Origin of the sequence: Escherichia sp. KCJ4928 (genome assembly GCF_004352695.1) — a bacterium.
Classification (GTDB): Bacteria; Pseudomonadota; Gammaproteobacteria; order Enterobacterales; family Enterobacteriaceae; genus ECMA0423.
Genome location: NZ_SJWV01000345.1, coordinates 1 through 2,053, shown reverse-complemented (window position 1 = coordinate 2,053; position 2,053 = coordinate 1). Strand labels below are relative to the sequence as shown.

The following is a 2,053-nucleotide window of genomic DNA, read 5'->3' as shown; positions in this document are numbered from 1 at the left end:
GATGATATCTGCCTTGCGCATCCCCTGCATGTGAGGCAGCAGGTCACGGACTGAAAGTGCCTGGGTGGTCCTCCAGACGGTGACGTCCACCTGTTCCGCATTTTCCCAGGCGTGCCATGTTCTCTGCGTCACGCCAAATTCTCTGGCCGCTTTTTCGCGTGACCAGAGCATGCTTTTTCGCCAGATTCGCAGTTCCCATCCGGTCATAAAACACCTTTGAAAAAGTGAAAAAACTTCACTTTATTTTATCATCACAATTGCCAAATCAGCGCGATAAATAAGTGTAAAAAAGTGAAGAAATTTCACTTTTTTTAGTTATAGATGTCGTGCGGTTTTCTCTGTTTTCACCTGTGCGGGAGTGGTGCGCCAGTGACCACGACATGCCATTGTTGTGCTGTCGTTTTTCTTCAGTCGCGCCGGATGCGGCGCTCCCTGCACACCTGACGGTGTGTAAGGCCACTGCGCCTGATGGCGCAGCTGTCTCTGCCTGTCTGCCGCCGCACTGCGGCCCGTTCTCCGCAGACGGACTTTCCGGGGGTGCATACACGACCACATCCCGTTTCAGTCGTCCAGGGGAGAGATGTACCAGCCACAAAACTTTTTGCCGCAGGCGTCAAAAACTTTTGCGTCTGCCCCGGACAACTGCCCCGTGACGTGGTGAGCGTCCCCCGTCGGAAAGGTCCACTGCGGGGAAATCCCCGAAGACCCGGACGGCAGAAGGAGCTTCGCTCCTCCGGGAAATGACCTGGCTGACCCGGCAGTCGTGACGATGAGGAGACAATGTGATGAATCAGACTTTACCCACTGCTGACCTGAATACTGCCGGCACGACAGATGTTATTCCGTCTGTGGCTATCGACCGTATCATCGCGCAGCGTAACGAAGGTATTGCACTATTCATGCAGGCGATGGAATGCCTGGCGACAGCGCGCAGGATTCTGCTCGATGCGTCAGGTGATATTTTTCTTTACGGGTTTGAAGACTACGTGACTGATTCCGTTCGTCGCATGGATAAACCGGAAGAAGCGAAAAGGAATATCACCCGTCTTGCCGACCGGAAAATCTGGGACCGCCTGATGACAGATACGGGCATGTACACCTTCATGAGTTCATGCCAGCGTGATGAGTGGAATAGCCAGCTGATGAGCGACACCTGTCCTGAAATAACCCTGGACAATGTACTGGCAACATTCCGCCATCTGAATGCCAGTAAGATGCAGACATTTGAACAGGGACTGATTGATATCTGGCGGAAATTGTCATGGGATTACAGAACCAATAATCCCTGCCGTCTGGGCAAGAAAATCATCATTGAAAACCTGCTGTACCGCTGGAGTAACGGGCGTGTGACGCTGGACTGCAGCGGACGGGAGGCACTGGATGACCTGGTACGTCCGTTTTATCTGCTGGAGGGGCGCAACGTTCCTGACTTCCGGAGCAGCATCGGTGCGCAGTATGGTGAATTTCTCGGGAACGGCGACAATGTCGGTAAGTTGTTAGAAGGGGAATATTTTACGGTGCGTGGCTACCAGAAAGGGACCGTACACATTGTCTTTAAGCGTTCTGACCTTGTTGAAAAACTGAATGATATTATTGCACGGCATTATCCTGGTGCATTGCCGCCACGAGTCTGATTAAACAGAAAAGCCCTGGTATTTATGCCGGGGCTTTTTTTCTGTAATCATCATAATCTCAGAACACAATGTGACATTGTCACATCAATTGTTGTTCATATCGATGTCATCTTTTCTGCCTGAATCTGTCTTTTTAGGTGCTGTTTTAGAGGAAGAACGGCGGGATGGTTTTTTCGATTCTGCTTCCCGAATAATGTCACGAAGTGCTTTCTCCCCTACTTCATATCCTGCATTTTTGAGCGTGTCACGAACATCTGCCAGTGTATAACCCTTTGTCCTTACCAGGACAATGATGTCATCACGAATGGCATCAAGAAAATCACGCAATGTTTTCCGTTGAGCGGTGAGGTCCGGCAATTCTGATAAAGCAGCTTTTGCCAGCTGGATGTCATCATCTGAGTAAAATTTTTTAGAAGCCA

General features: G+C 50.3%; 3 protein-coding genes and 1 pseudogene. 1 reads left to right on the top strand and 3 read right to left on the bottom strand.

The window, feature by feature from the left end; translation table 11 throughout:
- Both E0D98_RS23575 and E0D98_RS28580 read right to left on the bottom strand, forming a co-directional pair.
- Positions 1-207, bottom strand: a 207-nt coding sequence (locus E0D98_RS23575) for a helix-turn-helix transcriptional regulator (protein WP_131891168.1), incomplete at its 3' end; no start/stop codon positions are given.
- A gap of 33 nt (positions 208-240) precedes the next feature.
- A pseudogene (locus tag E0D98_RS28580) lies at positions 241-438 on the bottom strand (hypothetical protein).
- Positions 439-785: 347 nt separating this feature from the next.
- Between E0D98_RS28580 and E0D98_RS23560 the strand changes: the two are divergent.
- Positions 786-1,634, top strand: coding sequence for a DUF4942 domain-containing protein (locus E0D98_RS23560; RefSeq protein WP_131891162.1), 849 nt, complete (start codon positions 786-788; stop codon positions 1,632-1,634).
- An 84-nt stretch (positions 1,635-1,718) separates the two neighbouring features.
- On the opposite strand, the gene E0D98_RS23555 is transcribed toward E0D98_RS23560, so the two are convergent.
- The coding region (locus tag E0D98_RS23555; RefSeq protein WP_240723756.1) for a molybdopterin-guanine dinucleotide biosynthesis protein MobC at positions 1,719-2,053 on the bottom strand (335 nt) is incomplete at its 5' end.